This is a genomic window from Domibacillus tundrae (assembly GCF_000970675.1).
GTDB lineage: Bacteria > Bacillota > Bacilli > Bacillales > Domibacillaceae > Domibacillus > Domibacillus tundrae.
The window spans coordinates 1-17,676 of sequence record NZ_LAJA01000011.1 but is presented as its reverse complement, the minus strand read 5'-3'; the positions used below and the strand labels follow the sequence as shown (position 1 = coordinate 17,676).

At 40.7% G+C, this 17,676-nt stretch carries 15 protein-coding genes and 1 pseudogene; 6 read left to right on the top strand and 10 right to left on the bottom strand.

Translation table 11 applies throughout. From position 1 onward, the window contains the following. Positions 1–37 precede the first annotated feature (37 nt). A complete protein-coding gene (locus VQ00_RS10945; RefSeq protein ID WP_046180177.1) occupies positions 38–1,228 on the top strand; it encodes a DHH family phosphoesterase in 1,191 nt (396 codons plus the stop codon). A gap of 197 nt (positions 1,229–1,425) precedes the next feature. Here VQ00_RS10945 and VQ00_RS10940 read toward each other — a convergent pair whose 3' ends face one another. The 9 genes and pseudogenes from VQ00_RS10940 to VQ00_RS19520 all read right to left on the bottom strand — a co-directional run. Continuing rightward, positions 1,426–5,070: a multicopper oxidase domain-containing protein gene (locus VQ00_RS10940; RefSeq protein ID WP_046180176.1), complete on the bottom strand. Its 3,645-nt coding sequence runs from the start codon at positions 5,068–5,070 to the stop codon at positions 1,426–1,428. Beyond that, positions 5,067–5,405 (bottom strand): hypothetical protein, encoded by a 339-nt coding sequence (locus VQ00_RS10935; RefSeq protein ID WP_046180175.1) that lies wholly within the window; start codon positions 5,403–5,405, stop codon positions 5,067–5,069. The genes VQ00_RS10940 and VQ00_RS10935 overlap by 4 nt, the downstream gene beginning before the upstream one ends. Before the next feature lie 17 nt (positions 5,406–5,422). Next, a complete protein-coding gene (locus VQ00_RS10930; protein WP_046180174.1) occupies positions 5,423–5,713 on the bottom strand; it encodes a hypothetical protein in 291 nt (96 codons plus the stop codon). A 35-nt stretch (positions 5,714–5,748) separates the two neighbouring features. Next, positions 5,749–6,459 carry a hypothetical protein gene (locus tag VQ00_RS10925; protein ID WP_245618106.1) on the bottom strand — a complete coding sequence of 237 codons (711 nt, stop codon included), beginning with the start codon at positions 6,457–6,459 and terminating at the stop codon, positions 5,749–5,751. Positions 6,460–6,580: 121 nt separating this feature from the next. Further along, positions 6,581–7,159, bottom strand: a complete 579-nt coding sequence (locus VQ00_RS10920; protein WP_046180234.1) for an SCO family protein — start codon at positions 7,157–7,159, stop codon at positions 6,581–6,583. A gap of 15 nt (positions 7,160–7,174) precedes the next feature. Next, positions 7,175–7,336: a hypothetical protein gene (locus VQ00_RS19175; protein ID WP_245618105.1), complete on the bottom strand. Its 162-nt coding sequence runs from the start codon at positions 7,334–7,336 to the stop codon at positions 7,175–7,177. A gap of 293 nt (positions 7,337–7,629) precedes the next feature. Then, complete coding sequence (locus VQ00_RS10910) at positions 7,630–8,058, bottom strand: hypothetical protein (RefSeq protein ID WP_425388375.1); 429 nt, start codon at positions 8,056–8,058, stop codon at positions 7,630–7,632. 154 nt (positions 8,059–8,212) lie between these two features. Next, positions 8,213–9,028: a phosphosulfolactate synthase gene (locus VQ00_RS10905; RefSeq protein ID WP_046180172.1), complete on the bottom strand. Its 816-nt coding sequence runs from the start codon at positions 9,026–9,028 to the stop codon at positions 8,213–8,215. 248 nt (positions 9,029–9,276) lie between these two features. Continuing rightward, positions 9,277–9,711 (bottom strand): annotated as a pseudogene (locus tag VQ00_RS19520) (2-phosphosulfolactate phosphatase); the annotation flags it as partial. Between the two features lie 363 nt (positions 9,712–10,074). On the opposite strand from VQ00_RS19520, the gene VQ00_RS10895 reads away from it, so the two are divergent. After that, entirely contained in the window at positions 10,075–10,263 is a 189-nt protein-coding gene (locus tag VQ00_RS10895) for a hypothetical protein (RefSeq protein WP_046180171.1), read from the top strand. Positions 10,264–10,327: 64 nt separating this feature from the next. On the opposite strand, the gene VQ00_RS10890 is transcribed toward VQ00_RS10895, so the two are convergent. Then, positions 10,328–11,497 (bottom strand): MFS transporter, encoded by a 1,170-nt coding sequence (locus VQ00_RS10890; protein ID WP_156154048.1) that lies wholly within the window; start codon positions 11,495–11,497, stop codon positions 10,328–10,330. A gap of 191 nt (positions 11,498–11,688) precedes the next feature. On the opposite strand from VQ00_RS10890, the gene VQ00_RS10885 reads away from it, so the two are divergent. The 4 genes from VQ00_RS10885 to VQ00_RS10870 all read left to right on the top strand — a co-directional run bounded on the left by VQ00_RS10885 (position 11,689) and on the right by VQ00_RS10870 (position 17,197). After that, positions 11,689–12,339 (top strand): YitT family protein, encoded by a 651-nt coding sequence (locus VQ00_RS10885; protein ID WP_425388374.1) that lies wholly within the window; start codon positions 11,689–11,691, stop codon positions 12,337–12,339. A gap of 1,221 nt (positions 12,340–13,560) precedes the next feature. Further along, positions 13,561–14,292: a GntR family transcriptional regulator gene (locus VQ00_RS10880; protein ID WP_046180169.1), complete on the top strand. Its 732-nt coding sequence runs from the start codon at positions 13,561–13,563 to the stop codon at positions 14,290–14,292. Then, positions 14,285–15,823, top strand: coding sequence for a gluconokinase (gene gntK / locus VQ00_RS10875; RefSeq protein ID WP_046180168.1), 1,539 nt, complete (start codon positions 14,285–14,287; stop codon positions 15,821–15,823). Before VQ00_RS10880 ends, gntK begins: the two co-directional genes overlap by 8 nt. A 27-nt stretch (positions 15,824–15,850) precedes the next feature. Next, the gene (locus tag VQ00_RS10870; protein WP_046180167.1) at positions 15,851–17,197 is read left to right on the top strand and encodes a GntP family permease; all 1,347 of its coding nucleotides are present in this window, start codon (positions 15,851–15,853) and stop codon (positions 17,195–17,197) included. Positions 17,198–17,676: the final 479 nt, after the last annotated feature.

Sequence of the window (17,676 nt, the reverse complement as noted above, 5' to 3'; positions counted from 1 at the left end):
ACCTTTTGGCCCCATACTACGTTCTGAGGTGAAAAACATGTACAAATTGTTGTCCCATAATGATCTGGATGGGGTTTCCTGCGGGATTTTAGCAAAACTTGCTTTCGGCTCAGGCGTCAGTGTCCGCTATAACTCCATTTCCGGATTAAATCAGGAAGTCGAACGGTTTTTGGAAAACGGTGATCCAAGCACTTTTCTGTTCATTACTGATTTATCTGTTAACGAAGAAAATGAACAAAAGCTCAATGATTTTTATCAAACAGGCGGGAAAGTCCAGCTTCTTGACCATCATAAAACCGCTCTGCATTTAAATAACTATGGGTGGGGACACGTAGTGGTGGAGGAAAAAGAAGACCGTTTAGCCTCGGCCACTTCTTTGTTCTACGAGTACTTGCTGACGCATGAACATTTAATACCTTCTGCCGCAGCCGCCGAATTTGTTGAACTCGTCAGACAGTATGATACGTGGGAATGGGAGAAATATGATAACCAAAATGCAAAAAGATTGAATGCCCTTTTCTTTTTACTTTCCATCGATGAATTTGAAGAAAAAATGATGAACCGGCTGAAAACGAGCGGCCACTTTTTCTTTAATGAGTTTGAAGAAAAAATACTGGACATGGAAGATAACAAAACGGAGCGATACATTCGACGAAAAAGGCGGGAGCTTGTGCAGGCACCGATTGAAAACCAGTTTGCTGGTATCGTGTTTGCCGAATCGTATCATTCTGAGCTCGGGAATGAATTAAGTAAAGACTGTTCCCATCTTGATTACATTGCCATTGTAAATGTCGGCAGCAAACGAATCAGCTTCCGGACCATACATGATTCGGTGGATGTCTCTCGCACAGCGGGCTTTTTTGGCGGCGGCGGACATGCAAAAGCTGCCGGCTGTTCATTAACAGCTGATGCTTTCCGTCAATTTGTGACAGAGACGTTTGACCTTGAGCCGTTAAAAGAAGATGCGAAACGAAATCGGTATAATATGAAAAACAATTCGTTTGGTGCTTTGTATGAAAACCGGCAGGAAGAACTCTTTCTTCTTTATCCGCTTCATGAACAGGAATGGAAAATTGAACACAATTATATAAACCTGCCGGAAACCTTTACGAGCTTTCAGGAAGGGGAAACCTTCTTAAAACGGCAATATACCGCATGGCTGGTCCGTGATGAGGTATTTGTCCGCTATTTAATGGACTGTGCAAAAAAGGCTGAATTAAACGGCTAAATTGGGAGAAATGTATACCGGCTTCAGACGCTTTTATATCGACCTATTCATGAAAAATGCTGTCACTTTTTTTGAATAGCCGCAAGAAAAAAGGCAAGCCTTCTTATTCAAGACTTGCTTTTTTGAACCATCAGCCGATGAATCTTTTTTCTGGAGCAGCGGCATGTCTCTGTTATTTTTAATGCCATTCAATTCTTTTACTCTTTAAGCGCTGGCAAGTGTTTTTGCGACTGGGCATGCACTCTCATAATTCCCCACATCCCCTGCTCTATATCCCACTGAATATTGCCTGAACGGTAAAGATAATCTCCAGGATGTTTCTGGTAAGCGCCTGCTCCGCCATATAGTTCTAAGTTTCGTACGGCACCGGCAATATTGAATCCAACAAACGATTCAACACGCGAATTTATATCTTTTACATCGAATCGCCAGCGATGGCCGTGGAGATGAAAAGTATGCGATCTTCTTCTTTCTGCAGGGGTTATGAGACGGATGGTAACTGGGTCACCTGCATAGCTTTCAAATAGTGGAGTCGCTGGATCCTCAAATACTTTGGAACTAAATAAATCATGCAAGGCCGGGTGCTTCTGATAGCGGTTAATCAGCCGTTCGCTTCGATAATTGTATCCTCTGGATCCTTCATCATACGTATCGACCTCATCCTTCTCCTGACTATGTGGCGGCAAAAGAATGCCGGCAATCGGATCGATAAGCAACTCATCCAGTTTATTGAGCAGCCTTACCCCGTCATGCATAATCAAGACAAACTCCCTAATATCCGGTAAAAACGTGTGTCGGAGAATGACATTGGCTCCTGACTGAACAGGTTTTAATGTATAAGGATCTAAATATTCAGTTCCCCGCGGTTCTGCGACAAATGCACCGAAAGCACCATGTGATTTATGATTGTGGATATCCGCCATATCCCACATACCACATGCCCCAACCTGAGAATCCACAAACCATCGGTACATCACCTTTTCCCCTGGCCCGACAGTTTGATCATCATTAAACCCAACAGTCTCCCCGGCTGACGTTTTCACGTCATATTGAATGAGCTGAGGATGCAATGAAATTCGTAAAGAAGGCGGGTAAAAAGCCTGCTCTTTTACTTGTGGATAAGGATAAATCCCATCTTTAAAAGGGAATAATTCTGCTTTTAATAAGCTTGTTAACGTCACTTCTACGGTATCCCCGACATTTGCCCGAATGACAAGTGGTTCCGGCTTTTTCACTCCTTTTAAAATGTCCTGCATGTCTTCCTTTATCGCAAACATAATCCCGTGTGGATCATGATCACCGAAATCGTTATAGACAATCGGGAGCTGAAAAGCGACGATATCAAATCGGCGGACAGGACCAGACGTTACAGAAACCGGGTCGCACTCTTTCGCTTTTGGTGGTTTTGTTCCATTCGGTTCCGGCAACGGCTTTGAGCGGCTTAACGGCTTCGGGCGGTCGGACAAGGGAATTAAATCCGGTACGTTTTCATCAAACGCACGAATGAGTCCCCAAAGTCCGTTCCATAGATCTTCTTCTGTCTCGAATGCCCAGAAATAGTCGCCGGATCGCGGGATGTACGTATCAAGGGTAAAGGATTCTGAAATCCCAATATGCTGCTGATCTTCAAGTTTTGAAGACAGATCACCGCGTTCCTTCAGCCATCTAAGGCCATGAAGATTAAAGCTATGTGATTCTTCTTGTGCTCCCTGGAGCAGCCGAATGCGAACAGGGTCTCCTGTATATGCTTTTAAAATCGGTGTTATGGGATCACCGTTCACATAAGAACTAAACGTATAAGCAGGATCGGCATCCGTACCCAGTCGAAATTGAAGCGGTTCGTTTTTATAATTAACGCCAAACAAACCCGGATCATCCTGGGAACCTGGAAATTTTGGCGGATTAAGCGGTTTTCCACTTTTATCAAACAACAAGGTGAAATCCTGTACAAATAGGACAAAATCACGGTAATCCGGAATCAATGGATTCGTCGCTGTTACTTGTACTCCGTGATCCACTTCCTCTCCGGATCTTGAGTCGAGAAACGTTGTAAAGCGAGGATGAACAATGCCTGAAGCAAAGGCTCCATGCTGTTGATGAGTAGCCGCAAATAGGTGGTCATGAATAAACCATGCTTTTAACTCCACATCTGCATAATAAGAATACCGAATGGTTTCCCCTTCTAAAGTGGAGGAATCATAGTTCCATCCAATATTTCCCCCATCATTCGTCAAAACATCAAATTTGACAAAATGAATGTGCATACTTGCTTCGTATGTTCGAGTCGTATGTTGAAAGACACCGCCCTCTAAAATAGACGGCACTCGATTCGTAAAATTTATATGAAAGCAAGTATGTGCCGGTGCATGTATCACAAGAGGCTCCGGTTCCTTTCTCCCTGCACAAATATCTTCCATGTCCTCGTCCAGAACATAAATCCGCCCTTTCGGATCGTGCCAGCCTTGTTTGTTATAAATAATAGGCAACTGTATTAACGAGATGTTGAATTCCTTGACAGGCGTATTTTCCGGACATGGATCCACAAATACTGCTCCGGGCCTTGGGTGGGGGATGGCTGCCTGACGTTCAAGTTCTGTTAATCCTCTTCCTCCCACAATACCGAGCGGTGGCCGCGGTGCCTTGAAACCGACTTTACCGGGAATAAAATTCGGGAATCCCGGTTTTTCTTTTGTAGGCTCTGGCGGCGCTTTTCGGTCCGGGAGCGGCTGCAACGGTTTAATCGGCACTCCGTTAGGATAGGACTGGCTTCCGTCCTGGAGAGTATTAAATATCCGGTTGATTCCCCACATTCCTGCCATAAAATGCGGATAAAGATGACAGTGAATAATGGCGTCTCCAAAAGATCCCTGCAAGCTGCCTAAACCGTAAAGCGGTTCGATCGAATAATGGGATTGCGGACTAATGGATTGGGAGTCAATGATTTCAGAATCAAGGTTTTTCGGATCACTGAACCATTGATGCACATGATAATGAAACACATGTGTTTCTTTTACGCCCCCATGAACGAGTCGGATTTTTGCAGGGTCTCCCACGTATCCACGGAAAATGGGTGAAGCAGGGTCTCCGTACACCCAGGAATCATGATGCACTTCCTCTCCTTCGCAATTCGGACAGACGATTCCTTCTCTAATCAGTTTTTGGCGGTTGTGCATCGGTTCATACCGATAATTAGCCCCATGAAAGGATTCCGTTTCTTGATTAGTCAAGTGATCGATCGGACGGTTTCCCGTTAAATCATTCACTTCCATTTCATCGTGAAAAATCCATCCGTACTCTCGAAAAGAGGGTAAAAGCGGATGGTGAATATCTGCATACACCCCACTGTTCATCGGCTTGCCACTTTCAGGATTCGTCCACCATGAAAAGCGCTTTTCAACAAATAAGGCTCCGAATAAACCATTTGAATTGGAGCCACGCTCGCCGTTCGAAGGGTTTCCTAAATCGGAAAAAAAATAGGTCCCTTCACCAGCAGCCTTTATTTTATACAAAATGGAGCCTGATGGTGCCACTGTAGTATCTTTATTGAATCCTACATTTGTTCCATCAGCGCGATGAACATCATATTCCGCTTCTTGAAAATGCATTCCTGCATGGAAATCAAGCTTATTTTCAAGCAAAATTTCCACTTCGTCTCCCTCATTTGCCCGTATTACAAGCGGTTGGACAAGATCGACAGGAGAGCAAGGATTTTTTCCCACTAATTCTTTCACTTTCTTCTCGTTTTCTTTTAACACATACATCATTCCATTTGGATTGTGATCACCAAAATGGTTCAACACAATACGAATTGGAATAGCTGCCACATGGTAGCGCCGCTTCATAATGGTTCCTCTCCTCCGCCACCGTTCAAATCGGGTATTTTCGGACTGCCCACTTTTTCAATATAGAACGCCTCGATGGAATGTATATGCACACTCCACTCCCTATTCTCCAGGGCTGGGACAGATGTCGTTTCTACAGACAGTACAGCCATGTCGTCCAGCACCTTTTTAATTTTTCCGATAAACATGAACGGAAAAGCTTCCGTTAAAATAAATGCCTTTCGGCCGATATGTCTTTTAAAATGGTTAACCAGTTCCTTATCTTTCAATTGATTTTCAGTAGTACCCGCCGGATTTATTGTATTTGTATCTCTTGAACCTTTTTTCCGACCCATTCACACACCTCTTTTCACTATGATAGCGGGAATACTTCATCACTTGGCACTTCCAGGGAAAAGGAAGCAATTTGTTCAAATGGAATACAAAGCGGGACAGGGAATGTAAAAAACGGTGAATTAATCATTTTGAGGATGACAGGTGATAACGTAATATGCCCCCTGTGCACTTCTGAAATCGTCCCGCTAAAGATCGGTCGAAACACTTGGCCAAACAAATCGAGCTGGGCTGCTTTTGTAATAACCAGCAGCTCTTTTCCTACCATGGTTCTTAACTCGTTGTATAAACTTTCACCAGATGAAGTCATAAAGAATTACCGCTCCTTCCCCTGTAAAATTCAAACTATTTTTGTTTTTTTATTCTTGCTGCCATCATTCGAATGGTACTGATATACTGAATGTCTTTTAATAGAACCATTTTTTTCGTTTTAAACGAGTGAAGAATTAATTCCTTGGCTGTCGTTTCGGAAATCTTCCCTGAGGTTCTTTGTTCTGGTGTTCTTACTTCCACCCATGTTCCTTTCCATGAAGAAAGGCTTGTTTGCAAGGACTCTTGAAAAAATTGCTGAATCAGTGCTTGTTTTTTACACACAGTCTCGCCAAACTCAAGCACAAGCTTTCGCTGCAAATCATTATCATAAATAAAATGTTGGTGAGGGCTTGAATAATTCGGGTACCCAAAAGGGATTGTTGCCTCATGGATCGCTGTATACGGGATCCAGATCCGTTTTTTTAAATTAGTCAGCAATACAAAATCTCTTCCAATAGCGTCAACTTTTCCTTCACTTATCTTTGTTTGGTTCTTCTTAATAAGGGATGAAACGCTCACGAATTGATTTCGTTTCACCATAAAAAATTTTTTCAAAAAAAGCGTTTTTCTGAGTGCTTCATTATGCTCAGCAATGTTAACCAAATTTTGCATGCTGATATATTCTGTCAAAATTCTTGTTTCGTGTTCAGGCGCTGAACTGGTAGGGGAAGAAAATGCTTGCATATGAACTGCTTGTGCCTGTTTAGGTCTTTCACTTACCGAATTATTTTCTTTTTCGTCCATGAAAAGCTTCCTCCTGTTTTTTTATAGCCTATTCCCAACAACAAAATTCCATGCAGGTTTATCGTTTAAATTGCTCACACTTTTACAATATGACAAACACATATTATATTTTCACCGAGCTTTATTTTGTTAACTGAATGAGATGTTCAGCCACTTGCTTAATATCCAGCCTTTTCTGGCCTGTTGACATATCGTAACGCGCTCTTATTTGGCTTTTTGAATCCACCATATACATGGTTGTGGAATGAGTGACATATCCTTCTTCACTTTTTTCATATATCATCCGAAAAGATCGAGCGAACTTTTTCGTATCTTTTTCAGAACCACGGAGAAACAGCCAGTTTTCATCTGAGATATCAAAGGCCTTCTTATATTGCATAATTCTTTCCTTCGTATCGTTTTCAGGATCGAGCGTAACAGCTACAATTAAATACTGATCTTCTGTGACTCCTTGTTCTTTTAACACTTTTTGCAGCTCTTTTAAATCCTGCATTGTAAAAGGGCATACATCGGGGCATCTAGTATAAAAAAAAGTCACAAGGCTTGGTTTGCCCTGTGTTGAAAAATCTTTCCCACTGACTTCTGAAAGTGACGTTTTCTCTACCGTTCCAAGTTTCGGCAGTTCTAATGTTGAGGAGTAGAAGAAAATGAAGGGGAGCAATCCTACACTGACTAAAACGGCAAAGATCAGAGCTTTCAACACCCATCTCCTCCTTTATACGGTAAATGAATAGCGGATCAGGCCCATGACGAGCGTGTGCAGACCAGCAGCAAAAAGTGAGAGGCTGTACATATTCGCCGCAATCATCGCGTCTGATTCAATCGGTATATTGCATAAAGCCGGATTTTTGAGAACAACACCCAGCATAGTTCCCATAATTCCTCCCATCGCGCCATTATATAAACCCGTGAGTATCGCTGGATTTTTTAATACAGTTCCAAATTTCCATCCTATTCCTAAACCAAGCATAATGGATGCCACTTGAAAGGAGGGAAAAAGAAATGAAACGTAAAGCGCGAAGACAAAAGAAGTGATCATGGCTGTATTCATGCACAAAGTCATTGTAAAACGATCATCAAATAACACATATTTCTTTTGGCAAATCCGATAAATTGAACGCAGAGCAGCAAAATTCCAACAGCCCAATAAGATGATCAGTACCATTCACATCACGACCTTTGAATAGAAAAATAAATCGCAAGAAAACTGACAAAAAATAATCCGTGAATAAACCATAAAAATAGGACAGGTACTTCTACTACTGACCCGATCATTGGTGCCATCAATCCCACAATCATTCCGTTTGTTAAGCCCGTAATAAAGGTTTGATAATCGAAAAGCAGACCAAAGACACCGCCCACTGCTAATCCTGTTCCGGCTGAAATGATCGTGATAAGCGTAAAATGAAATGGGAATTGCTGAATAAGCAATACACCCGTCAGCAGGGCCGCCATTCCTCCCATCACCTGGCTGATATTCATCCCCAGCTGAAATCCGATTAGCTTCTTTTTCCGAAACAAATACATAAAAATTCCAGCAAATATACACGCTTCCATATAAACAAGGAAAGAAATTATGAATGACGACAAAAAGATCACCTCCTGCATTATTCAGGTACGTTCAATATTAAAAGGGATTCTTATCACATGAAGAAAAAGGAAAAAGCCGGAATTTTTCCGGCTGCACCACCCAGTTAACGGGTTAAAGCTGAATAATGCTTAAGCGCAAGATGGAAAACTTTATTGGCCTCTCTTATTTCACTTCATATTTCTCACTTACTGCATACTCTTCACTTAGTGCATACTCTTCACTTAAATAAAACGTGTCAGATCTAAGTCCAAGTCTCAACGTTTCCAGCGGAATCGGGTCCGCGAACGAAATATTGGCTAGGTTGACATTCGGTCCAGCAATGTTAATAAAAGTGGTCTGCATTTTTTTAGATGGTGCTTCAAAAATCATTTTTTTCAAATCGATCCTGGCTTCTATGATTTTATCTATAATTTCCAGCCTCATCTCTCCATTACCCCGGCAAATCCCGCTGGTTCCACTTTCCCTGGCTTCGGTTATGACCTTTGCGGAGCCAGCCTCCAGGTCCTCTAAAATCCATTCAACCCATTCGGATGCATTCTGGCTCATAGCTTTCATACTGTCCTTTGCGCCAACTTCACTAAAAACAATAAAATCCTTTGAAAAATTTTTAATGTATAAGGCTTTCTCATTGTTGGCCATGTCCATTGTTCCATTTGATATTTCAATATATTTGCAGTCAAACTTTCGAATAAACTTTTCAAATTCTCTCACTTTGTTTTGGCTGATAAATTTCTCAAATAACGTCCCGCCGAAAAAGAAATTCACGCCATTTTCATGAAGACAGGCAATTTTCTTTTCTAAATGTTTGGTCACAACCGATGTTCCCCAGCCGAATTTTATAAAATCTATATATTGGCCTGAACTGTTGATGGTATCTTCAAAAAAGCGCAAGGGAACCCCATTATCAATCAGCACGGTAATTCCATCCATCCTCGGTTTACTGGTTCTTTCCGGCAGATTGAGCCCCGTATAGATCATACCGTCACCCCCACAATTTTTGGTAAATCATTTTCCTGATTCACTTTCATTAAAAAATCCAATTCCAGCTCTTCCACACACAAATCAATATCTCCGCTTTTAAATTCCGGCCTGCTGTCATCATAAAATTTTTGGGCCGCTTCTGATCCTTTTATTCTGGGAGCGGGCCACGTCACAAGCTGGCATTCCCGGTCCTCAATGATATCCTTCATATACTCCGCACAGGCAAGATCGTCATCGCCAGTAGGATGAGAAGCGATGATTTGGATTTTTTGATCCGCCCCATACGTTTTTTTAATGTATTCTGCTGTTGTTCTCGCATTAGAAAAACCAGTTACAAATACATGCCTTGCATTTAAAGCATTCAATGCAGCCCTCACTCCATTCGTTGTTTTCTGGACAAGCGTCTTCCCTGCCAAATCCGCTTCAAGAAGGCTCTGAGGGGAATTGTCAAGGTCAAACCCGGTAATAGGCAGCCCCTTCTCTTCACCGGCCAGCATGTATTCAGGATTTTTTCCCTTCAAATGGAAGGCTGAATCGATTGTCTCTGCAAGCAAAATTTCTTTTGCCCCCCTTATAAAAGCATAGTGGGCAAAAGTAAAAGCGCGTATCACATCAATAACAACATTTACATCGGCGCGGGTCAAATGGTGAGAGTGGCCCTGATAAATCTTAACTGCCATCATTTGCTCCTCTCCTCTTTACATGTTCTTTTCTCTACCGCTAAGCTCGGATTTGAACCGGCCTCCCATCTCTATTTATCAGCATATACCTAATTTATTCTCGTGTTTTTCAGATGGTTCTTGATTTTTTATTTTGACTGGTATGTCATACGCCCGTTTATTTGAACTATTTTTCTTGGGCTGAATACACTGCATTTAGGACTTTACCTAGTTTCTCATTCATTTACATGGAGGTTAGAAAAGAAAAATGCGCCTTTCCTGTTCCCCAAACGCAAGTCACGACCTGCAGCATCCTTGGAGTGGGTTTTCCGATAAAGGGGTTGAAATTCTCGAAAAAGGTATTATTAGCAGATTGCTTAAGGTATGGGCGTATCACCGCTTTTTTCCCTTGTTGTCTCCTACAACCTCGTCAATCTGTTTTTAGACTTCGACATGTATGCGGTTGTGGTCGAAGCTTCCGTTTTTATTGCCGCAGCAGGATCGATCAGTTTAATCAAACCAATCGGACTTACCAAGCCTGTTTTGTTTAAGGAAGGGAATAAAGTAAAATAAACTGAAAAAGGACCTGTACAGCCAAAGTGGCCGTACAGGTCCTTTTTAGTATTCGGTTATTCCGTTAATTTTCGATTTCCTTGACTTTAATAAATTTGATTACAATAAACAAAATGATTATTGCCAGTACACCTGCTGTAATATAACCGGCATTAAGATAATTCTTCATGAGAACCGACATCAACGGCGGACCCGCTGCCACCCCGGCAAACCTTGAAGCGCTGTAAAAAGACGTGATCGTTCCTCGTTCTTCTTTTTTTGTATTTTCGGTAATAATGGCATCAAGCACTGGCATTAATGCTCCCATTGCAACTCCCAGGATACTGGTCACAACGAGAAGAAGAATAAGCTGCTTACTGACAAAGCCGACAAAAACAACACTGATTGCCTGGATAATCAAACAAACAATAATGATTTTTCTCATCGTCGGCAAATTTCCTTTGATTTTGCGGCCGGTCACAAAAGAAACTACGCAAAGCAAAGAAAGTGGAATGGCTAAAACAAAGCCTTTCTTTATGCCTTTAATATCATGAACCTTCTCCAGGATATCAGATAAGAAAAACAACACGCTAAACAGGACCAGCATCGTAAAAAAGCCAAGAAGAAATATGGTAAGCAGCCATTTACCTTCTTTTTTGAGTGTTTTTTTCGTATTATTTAAAAATTCCTTAAACTTTACTGGCTCTTCTCTTTTTGGTTCTTTAATCAAGAAAAAAACCATGGCAATCGCAATTAAACTAAAAACCGAAATTGAAAAAAATGGAAGAAACCATAAAAAAGCGGCAAGTACCGAACCGAGAATGGGACTTAATGCTTTCCCAAATGTGTTTGATGTTTCAATTGTCCCTAGACATGAACTTGCTTTTTCATCATCATCTTTGTACAAGTCGCCTACTAGCGGCAAGATGATCGGCATGGCTCCTGATGCTCCAATCCCCTGCAAAATCCGGCCGATAATAATCCACGTGTACGGCTCATTCATTTTCCAGGAGGCAAATCCGGCAATCAGGCCTCCAATTAAAGCCAGGATTAAACTCGGCAGAATAACTTTTTTTCGTCCAACCCGGTCTGACAAATACCCCGCTATCGGAATAAGAAAAACAGCAGCAACGGAATAGCTCGTAATGACCATACTTGATTGGAAAGGAGAAATCCCTAATTTTTTTTCCAGGATTGGCAATACTGGGATTAGCATAGAATTTCCAAGCGTCATGACGAGAGGAATCGAAGCCATACTAAGAACGCACCATTTACTTACTTTTGCTGCACCTTTTTCCACATCTGCACCCCAATCATCACTTGATCTGTTTCCGCTAATTAAATGTATGATTTCCTTATGTATTCTTTTTATGCAGTGAAGCATACACTAGAAAAGCGGGACCAGCAGGCCATTCCATATTTAATTGAGGATGATTTCTTGTGAAAATCAATGGCAGCTTATATGCCGCGCCACCCTTCTTTTTTTTATTCAGAAAGTACTTCCTGGTTATTGTAGGAGCGGTTATGCAGGGATTCGCAATGGGCGTGTTTTTATTTCCGCATTTTATTCCTTCCGGTGGGGGAGCCGGCTTCTCCGTGCTGCTGAATTATTGGTTTCATATTCCGCTGAGTATCGCATTGTGGATGGTGAACTCTTCCATGCTTTTATTTGCCGTCCATTATTTAGGAGGCATCAGTGCGCTCGGTACTCTTCTCGGCATTACATTCACTTCAATTTCCGTCAACATCTTTACCGTTTATGTGGACACGCCTTTTTCAAATGTATGGATTGATCTGCTATTCGGTTCCGTCTTCTTTGGCACGGGCGTTGCTGTTCTCCTCAGGCAGGGAGTTTCAAACGGAGGGGTCGGGGTCATCGCCTTAATCATTTCCAAATATAAGAAAGTCAGTCCCGGCAAACCATTGTTTTGGATCAATGGTGTTATTTTTTGCATAACAGCGTATGTGATAGCGTGGGAAATTGTTGTTCAAGCCATCATCTGTCAATGGATCTCCACGAGAGTGATCAGTTGGTTATATAATGCTATTCTCCCTAGAAATATACTGACTTTTGATTTCGTCTGGCGTAAGAAATAACTGCTTATTCACAAGTCTTGAACGTACTGTATTTTGTGCAGCTCCTATGTAAAGCTCACCTCTTTCGCAACAAAAAATAAAAAAGCGTCAAACCCTCGTAAATCAAGGTTTGACGCTTTTTCGGTGGATGATATTACATCAATCCGCATACTAGGAAAAAATACGTTTAAGAAATGGCTTTAAATCAGCTTTTATGACGTGAATTTTTATCTATATAAATTGAACAAAGATTCTTCCTTTAGAAAACAGTGACTGTTTGGGCTAATGCTTTTCGCACAGATGCAAGGATGATCACCGATTTGTTCTGGGATCAGCTCTTCCAAATAAAACCTTCTTTCACTCATTCATTATTATCGTTTCCAGAATAAATAGATCGAAAAATGAAAGCATGTTATGTACATTTAACTAAAAATAAATAAGGCGCCTAAATCAGGATCGATCGCTAACGTTTTAACTGATCAATCCGTTCAATGTAATCATTACCATTTGTAGCAGGCATAAGTATGTGCCTAAAAGTAACAACTTGTTTTTATCATGGATATGTAGAAACCGTTCATCCATTTCTTTAGTCACAGCATATGAATATGTCTTCTTGATTATTACTGTTGCGTGATCTTATCCTGTCTCTCACATAGACGCTACTAAAAGATGTGTTTTCCAATTACGCGACTGACCCTATGAAGTGAGACAAGTCAAAGATGAATTTGTTAAAGAATGATGTTGATATCTCACACATAAAAAATGAATAGCACGTATCCCCAACTCATTACATTTTAAATTTTGTTAATGTATATTGCAGTTCTCCCGCTAGTTGAGACAAAGAAATAGCTGAAGACGATAGCTCTTCGACTGTCGCCGCTAGTCCCGCAGGAAACGTGAGACCCCGCAGGAGCGGAAGCCACGAGGAGGCTCACGCACTGCCCGCGGAAAGCGGAGTCCTTTTGGCTTCACCTATCGGCCCTTTCAAAAAAGCGATGTTTTCCGTCAAGACGCTTGTTCGTTTCCGGCAATAGAGGCTTTTTTGTTCACAGTAGACATAACCAAAGATTTTTTGTTGTTAAACCTCCTGTGTCCCATTCTCTCCCCGTCTAAATACCTGTTAAACTTCGACAAATATCGGGGTGTGACAGGAAACAATTCAATAAAAGCGCTTGCAAAATGAAAAATCTTAGTTATAATACTTGTATACAAGTACACTTGTTTAATTAGGAAGGTGAATGTATGGATGAATCAAGGGAATTTCTCTATCCCTCTAAATGGCTTTTAAAAGCCTCTGCTGGTGATCGTGTAACATGCGAGCTTAGAATGCTTATTATTTCTGGTGAAATCGAAAGCGGTACCATATTATCAGAAAATAAATTAGCTGCAGATTTTGCTGTAAGCCGCTCACCCATTCGTGAAGCGTTAAAAATACTGGCATCCGAAAATATCATCCGATTAGAAAGAATGGGTGCAGTTGTTATTGGGTTATCAGAAAAAGAAATAGACGAAATTTATGATGTCCGTTTACTCATAGAATCGTTTGTATTTGAACGGCTTGTAAAGATGGACACGAATGAATTAGTAAAGGAACTTAGTAAAACATTAGAAATGATGAAAGTCGCAATCAAATATAGTGATGCTGATGAGTTTTCATATCAAGATGTCTTGTTCCATGAAACGATTATTCGTTCAGTTAATCACTCATACATTCTGATGATCTGGAATAACTTAAAACCCGTTATGGAAAGCTTCATTCTTTTGTCGATGCGTATGCGTTTCAAAGAAAAATATGAAGACTTTAACCGGATTGTAAAAAATCATGAGCTTTATATTGAAGCGATCAAAGCAAAAGATAGAGACCTCATGATTAAGTCTTTACATGAAAACTTTGATGATGTTCAAGGTAAAGTAGAAGATCTATGGATGTCGCAACAAATGCTGTCTAAAGGAGTAGTGCAACAAAATGACTAACTATATGTTAGGTATAGATATCGGAACCACAAGTACGAAAGCCGTTTTATTTAGTGAAAAAGGCGAAGTGATCCAAACTGAGAATATTGGGTACCCTCTTTACACACCAGATATATCGACAGCTGAACAAAACCCGGAAGAGATTTTTCAGGCAGTCCTGCAAGCCATTTCGAATATAATGAAACATCATTCACAAAAAAAGCTATCGTTTGTTTCATTTAGCAGTGCCATGCATAGTGTCATTGCCATGGATGAAAATGACCAGCCGCTGACGTCTTGTATCACTTGGGCAGATAATCGTAGTGAAGCATGGGCACATAAAATAAAAGATGAGTTGAATGGCCATGAAGTCTATAAACGAACGGGAACACCGATTCATCCCATGTCACCATTAACGAAAATAGCTTGGATTGTGAATGACCTCCCTGAAACCGCTGTCAAGGTTAAAAAATATATTGGAATTAAAGAATATATTTTCAAAAAGTTCTTTGATCAATATGTTGTCGATCATTCCCTGGCTTCAGCTATGGGCATGATGAATCTCACAACACTAGATTGGGATAAAGAAGCATTAAAAATTGTTGGTATAACACCTGCTCAATTATCTGAGCTCGTCCCAACAACCAAAATATTTACCAACTGTGATTCAGATTTAGCAAAACAGATTGGGATCGATCCACAAACACCATTTGTCATTGGGGCCAGCGATGGAGTCCTTTCTAATCTAGGTGTAAATGCGATACAAAAAGGCGAAATTGCCGTCACAATTGGTACAAGCGGTGCCATTCGAACCATTATTGATAAGCCGCAAACAGACGAAAAAGAAAGAATATTTTGTTATGCCTTAACGGAAAAACACTGGGTAATTGGCGGCCCGGTAAACAATGGCGGGATGGTCCTTCGCTGGATCCGTGATGAACTTGCCTCATCAGAAGTAGAAACAGCGAAAAGGCTAGGGATCGATCCGTATGATGTATTAACCAAGATTGCTGAACGTGTAAGACCCGGAGCTGATGGATTGTTATTCCACCCATACCTCGCTGGTGAACGTGCGCCATTATGGAATCCAGACGTTCGGGGCTCATTCTTCGGTTTAACGATGTCCCATAAGAAAGAACATATGATTCGCGCAGCCCTCGAAGGAGTCATTTACAATTTATATACCGTATTTTTAGCATTAACCGAATGCATGGACGGTCCTGTGACTCGAATTCAAGCAACGGGAGGGTTCGCAAGGTCAGATGTTTGGCGGCAAATGATGTCTGATATATTCGCATCTGAAGTAGTCGTCCCAGAAAGCTATGAAAGTTCTTGTCTAGGTGCCTGCATTTTAGGTCTCTATGCCACAGGAAAAATCGATTCTTTTGAAATCGTTTCCGAAATGGTGGGCAGTACGAACAAACACACACCAAAAGAAGAAGCAATAAAAGAATACAGGCAATTACTGCCGATTTTCATTAACCTGTCTAGAGTATTAGAAGAGGATTATACACGGATTGCCAATTATCAAAGAGGCTTAATAAAACACTAATAAGATAAATAGCAGGAGGAAATTACAATGCCATTAGTTATTGTAGCACTTGGAATTTTAGCATTATTAATTTTAATAATGGGCTTCAAATTAAACACCTTTATTTCATTAATCATTGTATCGTTCGGTGTCGCTTTAGCACTTGGAATGCCATTAGGGGAAATTGTCAAAACCATTGAAGCTGGATTAGGCGGAACACTTGGCCACTTAGCGTTAATCTTTGGACTTGGAGCGATGTTAGGTAAGTTGATCGCTGATTCTGGCGGCGCTCAAAGAATAGCCATGACCCTCGTTAACAAATTTGGTGAAAAAAATATTCAATGGGCGGTCGTAGCTGCTTCATTCATTATCGGTGTGGCGTTATTTTTCGAAGTAGGATTAGTACTATTAATTCCAATCGTATTTGCCATTTCAAGAGAATTAAAGATTTCTATCTTGTATCTCGGTATTCCAATGACAGCCGCTTTATCTGTGACACACGGGTTCTTGCCACCACACCCGGGACCAACCGTTATTGCTGGTGAATATGGTGCAAACATTGGTGAAGTATTACTTTACGGTTTTATTATTGCGATCCCAACAGTCTTTTTAGCTGGACCTGTATTTACGAAGATTGCTAAAAAACTCGTACCTGCATCATTTACGAAAACGGGTAATATTGCCTCTTTAGGTGAACAGAAAGTATTTAAATTAGAAGACACACCTGGTTTTGGCATCAGTGTTTTTACCGCTTTACTTCCTGTTATTTTAATGTCAATCGCTACGATTATTACTCTTCTTCAAAATACATTGGGATTTGAAGATAATAGTTTACTAGCAGTAATCCGTTTTATTGGTGAAGCTGGAACTTCTATGTTGATTTCCTTATTAGTTGCGATCTATACAATGGGATTAGCAAGAAAAATTCCAATCAAAAATGTAATGGACTCTTGTACAACTGCTATTACTCATATTGGGATGATGCTCTTAATCATTGGCGGCGGCGGAGCCTTCAAACAAGTATTGATTGATGGCGGCGTAGGTGACTATGTAGCCGAATTATTCGAAGGAACTTCATTATCACCAATCCTGCTTGCCTGGATCATCGCTGCAATCTTACGTATTTCCTTAGGTTCTGCTACTGTTGCAGCTTTAACAACTGCCGGCTTAGTTATTCCGCTGTTAGGACAATCTGACGTTAATCTCGCTTTAGTCGTGCTTGCAACGGGAGCCGGCAGTTTAATCGCTTCACATGTTAACGATGCCGGTTTCTGGATGTTTAAAGAGTACTTTGGTCTAAGCATGAAAGAAACATTTGCAACATGGACATTGCTTGAGACAATCATTTCTGTAGCTGGATTAGGATTTGTTCTATTACTAAGTTTATTCGTATAAACCAATATTTCCGGGCAGTAGATCCCCACTTATTCTCTTAGTATCTTCTAAGTCTATAAGTGAGGGTTTTACTGCCTGTTCATCGGAAAAAAATAAAAAGAGTGTCTAAAACTTAAAAATTCTAGACACTCTATAAATCACTTATTAATTAATTTTCATCGTAATATAAGAGGAATTAGATAAGCTTATTTTCCGATTTCAATTTCAGAACAGATAATTTATCCTATGGCAGCCGGTTTTTTCTCGGCTTTTTTGTTTGCTTTTTTTTTGGACCGGGTACACGTATTGTGGTTAGAATTCTTAATATAAGTCTGTAATAGATTATCTCCGAGCCGAGAAAAGCCTCGGCTTTTTTATGTTCCATTTTCTCTTCAACGGGTATTTAGATTCACTAGGGGTTCTAAATTACTTAAGAGAATCACCATGAACAAAGACCAAAAGAGCATTTATTATCTACTTATTGAAATCGAAAAAATTGA